This window comes from Moorena sp. SIO4G3 (assembly GCF_010692305.1).
In the GTDB taxonomy this organism is placed as follows: domain Bacteria; phylum Cyanobacteriota; class Cyanobacteriia; order Cyanobacteriales; family Coleofasciculaceae; genus Moorena; species Moorena producens_A.
Map to the genome: position 1 here is coordinate 21,296 of NZ_JAAHIG010000075.1, position 8,600 is coordinate 29,895.

Consider the following 8,600-nt stretch of genomic DNA (forward strand, 5'->3'; position numbering starts at 1 on the left):
AAATCAAATAAAAAGGGTATAATTAGCCCTAAAGTTGTTAAACTAAGGGTGCTCGGCTGGCGATACCAAAGAAAATCAGATGGTATTCCAACTAAAGTTAATGGTCGCCATAGGTGATAGGATATAGATTTTGGAATGAAACTGCTGGAACTGCGCTTTTATCCCATTGAAGGCAAGCAAGATTGCTTCAAAGTGACTGTGGAGGGTTCATCAGGAGAAGTCCATCATCAACCTGGTCTGCCTTTTCTCGACAATCACACTCCCGATGTCCAGGACAGACGTTTCACGGTAGTTAAGATATTAGAGTCAACTAACTTCAAAGAGGATAACTTTTCGGAAGATGAGCAGGCTTGGATGGTACGTGAGGAACTGCTGCTACCGAAACGCAATGCTTTTGACCCTCAATACTTGGCTACTATTGGGCGTAAGCTCTATCAAATATTAGGTAAAGACATTCAGCAGGTGATAGAGGCAGCGGTAGCAGAGGCTAAACGCGATCGCATTTTCTTACATATTCGGTTGCGGTTTCCAGCAGAAGACCCCAAACCTGTCCGCTTTACTGATTATCCTTGGGAATTACTCCATAACCAGTACAAGTTTCTAGCCGAGGAAGGGGTGATATTCTCCCGCTATATTGCCTATCGTAGTCCTCGTCCTAATTTACCGAGAGTTGAACGGCTCAATGTCCTGTTGATTTCCTCTGGGGCAGGGGATCAGAGAATAGGACTGAAATCGTTACCTGCTTTTGAACGAGATGCGATCGCAAACGGATTGCAACAGGCTCAGCAAAAAGGTAAAATTCAACTGGAAATTTTAGAATCTGCTACATTAAAAGCACTCCGCAGGCGGTTGTCAGAGCGCCAAACCTCAGCAGTGCCTCAGGTTCTGCATTTTGATGGACATGGCTTTTTTGGCAAGCGCTGTAATGAAATAGGGTGCAAGAAAGCTTATAACCAGGGTGCAGATCAATGTGAATGCGGTGCCCCATTGGGACAACCACAAGGTTATTTGGTGTTTGAAGACTCAGATGGTAACGCTGATTATGTCAGTGCCAAAGAACTGGGAGAACTCTTAGGTAATTTGCAGCGTCGAGAGCAACCCCATTCAGCATCGGGAATTGCTTTAGTTGTTTTGAGTGCTTGCAAAAGTGCCATGTCTCGTAAGAGTGAGTCTGTCTTCAATGGGGTGGCTCAGAGTTTGATTGGTCGAGGTATTCCTGCTGTAGTAGCCATGACCTATTCCATCAGGGTGGATGCCGCTAGTGAATTTGCGGAAGAGTTTTATCATTCAGTGGGGGAACAAGAGTCATTAGCGATCGCATTGCGTCGGGGACAAAGTGCTATGGGTATTGAAGGGAATCAGTGGTATCGTCCAGTGCTGTATCTGCGTTGGGAGGATAATGAGGGAGGAAAGTTGTTTAAAGCTTCTCCGGTTCAAACTGATGAGAATAATCTACCACCACAGAAAGTCCCTTTACCAGATAAACCTAAGGTTATCAAAAAAACTTCTAGAGTCACACAACTTAAAATCGCAGGTCTTAAGCAAGACCTCCAAAAGTTAGAGAAAGACTACACAGATGTTGCAGAAAAGCAGCGGCGTGAAAGCAATCCTCAGGAGAAAAATAATTTAGATTTACAGCTTGAAAAAATTGCTAACGATATGGATAAGATTGAACAACAGCTTCATGAACTAGAATATGGGGATGAGTAGAGCTATAAAACTCCGGATTGAAAGCCTGGAATCTGACCTAAATAAGCTAGAAAAAGATTACAAAGACGTTGACGAAAAAAAGCGCTGTACCAGCAATCCTCAGGAAAAAAATAATCTAGATTTACAGCTTCAAAAAATTGCTAACGATATAAAAATTAAGGAGAAAGAGCTTAAACAACTAGAACTAGAGTTAAAGCAGTTAGAAAATGATTTAAAAGAGACAAAAAATCAGACACAATATTTACTAAGGTTGTTCACTCGTTTTGAATTTGAAAAGGAAATTATAACCTGTGTTCAAAGAGCATACCACGCTTGTTCTCCTGAAGATTGGCCATATCCTGTACCAGATAATTTAACAGGGATTGTTGAACAGTTAGAAAAGATGCCCAAAGGAAGCTCGAAATATACGACAATTGAGCGCTGGGTAGGTTACTTGTTAAAAGATTCCGAACTGCCTTCATTAGTTTCTGATCAGTTAAGGGAATGGGGTCAGCAGAATATCAAGGGATATTCAGAGTTGTTGAGAGAGTTAGAAAATAAGCCAAAAAGTAAGAACTCTTATTTAATGGTGGTTGTTCAGGCTAGTAACCCAAGCTCAGTTAGCACATGGAATAAAGCAGGGAAGTATTTTGTAGAGGCTTGGTTTATGCCAAATGACAGAGTTTTAGAATTTGAGCAACTGTCTCAACCTGAATCTTTTCCAGAAACCGCCACAACGGATGAAATTCAGCAACTGCTACAAGCCTTTTTAGAGGAAATCGCTACTAAATATTTATCGATTCAGTTAACAATTGAATTATTTCTTCCCCTAGATTTATTGAATCGAGATGTTAATGCTTGTAAAATTGATGATGGATTGGGTTATCTGGTACCAATTGGCTGTGAGTATCCGGTATTAGTACGTTCATCGGAGCGACTATTGCCAATTTACGGACGTCATCGAGGACGTTGGGAAAAAAAGTGGTGTTTCTTGCAACAACTAATTCCAGGGTCTGCCTGTCATAGTTTTGTCTCAGGTGATGATCAGGATTTAGATCGATTGTTTGTCCAGTTAAGTCAACAAAATGTGATTGGACTTAAGTTGCTAAAAGCTCCTCTGAAAGTAGGTAAAGGTAGCGTATTTGCCGTAATCCTGAAAGCAGCTATACCAGTAGCATTATGGTTAAGACAGAATTTATCCAAAAATTGCCAAGAGGAGGTTGATGGAATACTCAACTGCTGCTGTCTTCATGAACTACCTGAAGTAGTCAAAAATAAACGCTTAGAGGATTTCCCTATGGCTCCAGATACTAACATTGGACACCATCTTTCCTTATTATGGGAAGACCCCTATCGCGTGCCCCCTTGTATCGAATACTCTATGTCATATGAATAATTGGAAAATATTTAAAGGCACTGGCAAACCTATTGATGGAGAAATTGATGACCTGTTACCCCATCCACCGAGTTGGCGTCAGTTTGATGGGAATATCAACAAAGAGGAAGGACGGGGTGCTACCTTTCAGGCTCGTTCTGAAGAAATTGAGTTAGTTAATGCAGCCCTTTACCTGCGTCGTCCTTTATTAGTAACCGGAAAACCAGGTTCTGGAAAAACATCCTTAGCTTATGCGGTTGCTTATGAGTTAAAATTAGGTGAAGTTTTATACTGGCCGATTACAACCAGGACAACTTTAAAAGATGGTCTTTATGACTATGATGCGATCGGTCGTCTACAGGATGCTCAGCAACAGGATAAGAATAATCAGGATAATCTCAAAGAAATTGGTAACTATATTCAACTTGGTCCTTTGGGTACAGCACTCTTACCATCAGATAAGCCGCGATTGCTACTGATTGATGAAATTGATAAAAGTGATATAGACTTGCCTAATAATTTACTGCATGTGTTTGAAGAGGGTGAATTTACAATACCCGAATTAGTTCGGATTTCAGAAAAGTTGGAAACTGTGGCAGTACGAACCGCTTATAAAAATAAAAGTCAGCCAACTGCCAAAGATATCAAAGTTGATATCACAGAAGGACGAATACGCTGTAAAGCTTTTCCCTTGGTAATTCTAACTAGCAATGGAGAACGAGACTTTCCGCCCCCCTTCTTGCGGCGCTGTCTGCGGCTGAATATAAAGGAACCCAATGATGTAGAGTTAGAGAAAATTGTGGCGGCTCATTTGGGTACAGAGCCGCAGATTACCAAACAGGCTCAGGAGTTAATTGAGCAATTTCTGGAAAAACGTAACAAGGGAGATTTAGCAACAGATCAACTCCTCAATGCTATTTACTTGATGACTCGCGAATCGGCACCCACTGGTCAAGAAAAAGAACAATTGATTGAACAATTACTTAAGTATTTGACTAGCAGCGAGGATGGATGATGAAGTCAGAAACTTTGGGTATCGCTGCACTAAATTCTCGGCTCAAATGGGTTGATTTATACTTAGATGATAAACAAATTGCCGATATTCTATGGTTAGCTGTTCAAATCAGTGAGGTTGAGGAAACTTCCCTGAAAGAAACACCTGTTGAAGATTCTCAAACTGTTATTGAAACCAAAACTCAAACGCCGCCTGATTCTAAATTAACACCACCCATTAAATCTGGTTCTAGTTCACCTACTGCCTCTGCTGATCTTCCCCCTTCCTCACCCCATAACTTAAAACAGGAATCTTCTTCTAGTTCACCTACTGCCTCTGCTGATCTTCCCCCTTCCTCACCCCATAACTCAAAAGATAAAACGGTATCTGAAGGTATTCCCTTTCAAGCACCCGCTGCTCCACCATTACGCCAAACTCTAGCGTTAGCAAGGGCATTGCGTCCTCTGATGCGGAAAGTTCCTTCTCAAACTAAAACGGTTATTGATGAAGAGGAAACCGTTACCCAGATTGTCGAAAAAAAGATTTGGACACCTGTACTCAAGCCAACACCAGAACGCTGGTTGGATTTAGCCCTGGTGGTGGAGGAATCCCGTTCCACAGTAATTTGGCAAGAAATAATCGCTGAGTTTCAGAAACTGACTGAACTTCAAGGCGCTTTTCGAGATGTTCGCAGTTGGAGCTTGAGAGTAGACAATGATGGAGCAATTCAGCTTTTTTCCCAGCAGAATCTCTCAACAGCTCAACAATCTTCCCGCAGCCCAAAGGAATTATTAGACCCTGCAGGTAGGCGCTTAATCCTGTTAATTAGTGATTGCATATCTCCAATCTGGCGTCAAGGTAAGATTCATCAACTCTTAAAGCGTTGGTCAAATAATGGCCCTGTGGCGATTTTACAACTTTTGCCAGAACGCTTGTGGGGACGAACTGCATTAGGTGCTGGCTTTCCGATTCAATTAAGTGCTTTAGTCCCAGGCGTTGCCAATAGTCAACTAGTAGTTGATGGATTACCTGTTTGGACAGAGGTCGATCTTGCCAACAGTTTAACATTACCTGTGGTTACCTTAGAACCTGATTCTCTCAAACAATGGTCGCGAGTGGTGGCTGGAGTAGGGAATACCCAAACTGCTGGGATTTTGTTGGAGTTATCTTTAGTCGCTTCTTTAGCCCAAGCTTCACCAACAGCTCAAAAGGAATTATCTGCGGTAGAGTTGGTGAAGCGATTTCGGACAACAGCATCTCCTACAGCAAGACGTTTAGCGGGATTGATGGCAACAGTTCCTGTGAGTTTGCCAGTCGTTTATCTTATCCAAGAAACTCTACTGCCAGAGTCGATGCAGGTTCATGTTGCTGAAGTCTTCATGAGTGGTCTTTTACAACCCGTTTCCTCTCAAAAGGAGATAGTTCAGTATGAGTTTGTCGAAGGAGTCAGAGACTTACTAGTAGACTCCGTTCCGATTCCAGATGTTGATGCAGTCTTGGAGGAAGTTTCCCAATATATTGCTCGCAAACTCGGTATATATATTAAGAATTTTACAGCTTTGCTGTCTGCCGATTTTAAGTGGGATAAAGCTACTCAACAGCAGATAATGCCTTTTGCCCAGATTACTACTCAGGTTTTGCATCGCTTGGGAGGAGAGTATGCTGCTTTAGCTGAACACTTGGAACGCATTTCTAGTCACTCTTCAGATGCATCAATAGACATTGAGCTAAAACCTTTTGACTTTGAAGTGGCAACTATTGAGTTGAAACAAACAGGCCGGTTGAGAACAGAAACAAAACTAATCATCAACCGTCATCAGCACCAAGCTGATGGTTTTACCCAAGACTTAGGGAATGGAGTTGAGCTAGAGATGGTTGCCATTCCTGAAGGAAGCTTTATCATGGGTTCTCCAGAAACAGAAGAGGGGCATAGCAAAAGTGAAAATCCCCAGCATCGAGTCACTGTTACATCCTTCTTCATGGGCAAATACCCAGTGACCCAAGCCCAATGGCAAGCCGTGGCAGCCCTACCCCAAGTCAACAGAAAACTTGAACCCAATCCATCCTATTTTAAAGGGAAAAACCGACCTGTAGAGCAAGTCTCCTGGTATGAGGCCGTGGAATTTTGTGAGCGGCTGTCCCAGTATACGAAACGGCCTTATCGCTTGCCCAGTGAAGCCCAGTGGGAGTATGCTTGTCGAGCAGGTACAACGACTCCGTTTCATTTTGGTGAGACAATTACAACTGACCTAGCTAACTATGATGGCAACTCTACTTATGGCTCTGGTTCCAAAGGCAAATATGTTGAGGAAACAGCCCCAGTGGGGAGTTTTGGGGTAGCCAATGAGTTTGGACTCTACGATATGCATGGGAATGTGTGGGAGTGGTGTGCAGACCATTGGCACTCACACTATCAAAGTGCCCCGAAAGATGACAGTGCCTGGCAATATGATAATGAAAATTATAATTATCAGCGGCTGTTGCGGGGCGGTTGTTGGGTCATCTCCCCTGTTTACTGCCGTTCTGGGTCTCGCCACAACTCTTATCCGGCCTTCGGGCACCTCGACACCTATATTGGTTTCCGTGTGGTGTGTGGGTGTGCGTGGACTCCGTAACCCTTTTCCCTATTTCCCTTTTGCCCTTTACCCTGTTTTCCCTTTTTTCTGTTCCCACTGTAGAACTGGCATCTTGCCAGTGGCTGGGGAATAAGCCCCGCGTAGAACTGGCATCTTGCCAGTGGCTGGGGAATAAGCCCTGTGTAGAACTGGCATCTTGGTGTAGAACTGGCATCTTGCCAGTGGCTGGGGAATAGTCCCTGTGTAGAACTGGCATCTTGCCAGTGGCCGGAATAAGCCCCCCGTAGAACTGGCATCTTGCCAGTGGCTGGAATAAGCCCCCCGTAGAACTGGCATCTTGCCAGTGGCTGGGGAATAGTCCCCGCGTAGAACTGGCATCTTGCCAGTGGCTGGAATAAGCCCCGCGTAGAACTGGCATCTTGCCAGTGGCCGGAATAAGCCCTGTGTAGAACTGGCATCTTGCCAGTGGCCGGAATAAGCCCCGCGTAGAACTGGCATCTTGCCAGTGGCCGGAATAAGCCCCGCGTAGAACTGGCATCTTGCCAGTGGCCGGGTAATAAGCCCTGTGTAGAACTGGCATCTTGCCAGTGGCTCCGGAATAGCCTTTATGAATGTGTCAATATGAATCAAATTAAATATTGGTCACTGGTAATATGCCATCATATTGGTGACTGGCTAAGGTCTTCTCACTGGCAAGATGTAATAATCCTGGTCACTGGCAAGATGCCAGTTCTACTTTTATCACCACTGGCAAGATGCCAGATAATATTGGTCACTGGCAAGATGCCAGTTCTACTTTTATCACCACTGGCAAGATGCCAGTTCTACTTCTATCACCACTGGCAAGATGCCAGTTCTACTTCTATCACCACTGGCAAGATGCCAGTTCTACTTCTATCACCACTGGCAAGATGCCAGTTCTACTTTTATAAGTGTGGAACAGCCTTTCAGCCTGTCTCAACGCACTAAAATAAAAAAATATACCCCTTAATTTATTTAAAAATGTAACTAATGACTACCCCTAACTCTCCATCCTATGGGGCACAGGCTTCGAGGCGGTCTCAACCGAATATTAATAATTATCACAGGCAAGATGCCAGTTCTACGAATTATAGCAGTTTCAGAAAGTTCAAAAATCTTAAAATTAGCCAAAGGACTCTTCCTCACTGGGAATCAGCAGGAGCAATTTACTTTGTAACTTTTAATACGTTTAAAAAGCTAGAGTTGACCCCAGAAGCCAGACAAGTAGTTTTAGATTCCTGTTTATTTTTCAATAACCAAAGGTACAAAAACTATGCTGTTGTAATTATGCCAGATCATGTGCATTGGTTAATACAGCCTTTGCTAAAATCCGATCAGGAATATTGGAGCTTAGGTAGTATCATCCACAGCATTAAAAGCTATAGTTCTAAGCAAGTTCCTAAAGTAATGAATCATATCGGTATTGTTTGGCAATATGAGCGATATGATCGCATTATGCGAGATGAAATAGAATTTTTAGAAACCTGGAACTATATCCGAGAAAATCCTGTAAAGGCTAATTTATCTGAGATGCCTGAAACATATCCTTTCTTCTGGCAAATGGATAGCGTAGAGAAATCTTCTGTAAAATAATCAATGGTAGAACTGGCATCTGGCCAGTGGTCAATGGTAGGTAGAACTGGCTTCCAGCCAGTGGTCAATGGTAGAACTGGCATCTGGCCAGTGGTCAATATCTGTATGGTAGAACTGGCATCAAGCCAGTGGTCAATATCTGTATGGTAGAACTGGCATCAAGCCAGTGGTCAATATCTGTATGGTAGAACTGGCATCAAGCCAGTGGTCAATATCTGTATGGTAACGGGTTCGGCGTCGTTGGTTTGGCGCTCGGTTCCCCAAAGAAACGGCGAGACGCCTTAAGATGTATCCCCTCAGCTCACGGCTCCCATCCCCAGGTCCCGTAAGCGTTCAAAGACTCTGTGATGGT

Annotated in this window: 8 protein-coding genes; 7 read left to right on the forward strand and 1 reads right to left on the reverse strand. The window is 43.4% G+C overall.

The features are described 5' to 3' along the window. The first annotated feature begins 135 nt into the window (after positions 1-135). From F6J99_RS15705 to F6J99_RS15720, 4 genes are read left to right on the forward strand one after another with little or no spacing between them, the layout of a single operon-like run. Positions 136-1,710, forward strand: coding sequence for a CHAT domain-containing protein (locus tag F6J99_RS15705; RefSeq protein ID WP_293113739.1), 1,575 nt, complete (start codon positions 136-138; stop codon positions 1,708-1,710). Continuing rightward, positions 1,697-3,085 carry a hypothetical protein gene (locus F6J99_RS15710; RefSeq protein WP_293113740.1) on the forward strand — a complete coding sequence of 463 codons (1,389 nt, stop codon included), beginning with the start codon at positions 1,697-1,699 and terminating at the stop codon, positions 3,083-3,085. Before F6J99_RS15705 ends, F6J99_RS15710 begins: the two co-directional genes overlap by 14 nt. Continuing rightward, positions 3,078-4,079 (forward strand): MoxR family ATPase, encoded by a 1,002-nt coding sequence (locus F6J99_RS15715; protein WP_293113741.1) that lies wholly within the window; start codon positions 3,078-3,080, stop codon positions 4,077-4,079. Before F6J99_RS15710 ends, F6J99_RS15715 begins: the two co-directional genes overlap by 8 nt. After that, a complete protein-coding gene (locus F6J99_RS15720; RefSeq protein ID WP_293113742.1) occupies positions 4,076-6,673 on the forward strand; it encodes a formylglycine-generating enzyme family protein in 2,598 nt (865 codons plus the stop codon). Before F6J99_RS15715 ends, F6J99_RS15720 begins: the two co-directional genes overlap by 4 nt. Before the next feature lie 27 nt (positions 6,674-6,700). On the opposite strand, the gene F6J99_RS15725 is transcribed toward F6J99_RS15720, so the two are convergent. Beyond that, positions 6,701-7,132, reverse strand: a complete 432-nt coding sequence (locus F6J99_RS15725; RefSeq protein ID WP_293113743.1) for a hypothetical protein — start codon at positions 7,130-7,132, stop codon at positions 6,701-6,703. A 257-nt stretch (positions 7,133-7,389) separates the two neighbouring features. Here F6J99_RS15725 and F6J99_RS15730 point away from each other — a divergent pair, with 257 nt between their 5' ends. The 3 genes from F6J99_RS15730 (at position 7,390) to F6J99_RS15740 (ending at position 8,398) form a co-directional block, all read left to right on the forward strand. Continuing rightward, positions 7,390-7,566, forward strand: coding sequence for a hypothetical protein (locus F6J99_RS15730; protein ID WP_293113744.1), 177 nt, complete (start codon positions 7,390-7,392; stop codon positions 7,564-7,566). Between the two features lie 79 nt (positions 7,567-7,645). Continuing rightward, positions 7,646-8,248 (forward strand): transposase, encoded by a 603-nt coding sequence (locus F6J99_RS15735; protein ID WP_293113745.1) that lies wholly within the window; start codon positions 7,646-7,648, stop codon positions 8,246-8,248. 3 nt (positions 8,249-8,251) lie between these two features. Next, positions 8,252-8,398 carry a hypothetical protein gene (locus F6J99_RS15740; RefSeq protein ID WP_293113746.1) on the forward strand — a complete coding sequence of 49 codons (147 nt, stop codon included), beginning with the start codon at positions 8,252-8,254 and terminating at the stop codon, positions 8,396-8,398. The last annotated feature ends 202 nt before the right edge of the window (positions 8,399-8,600 follow it).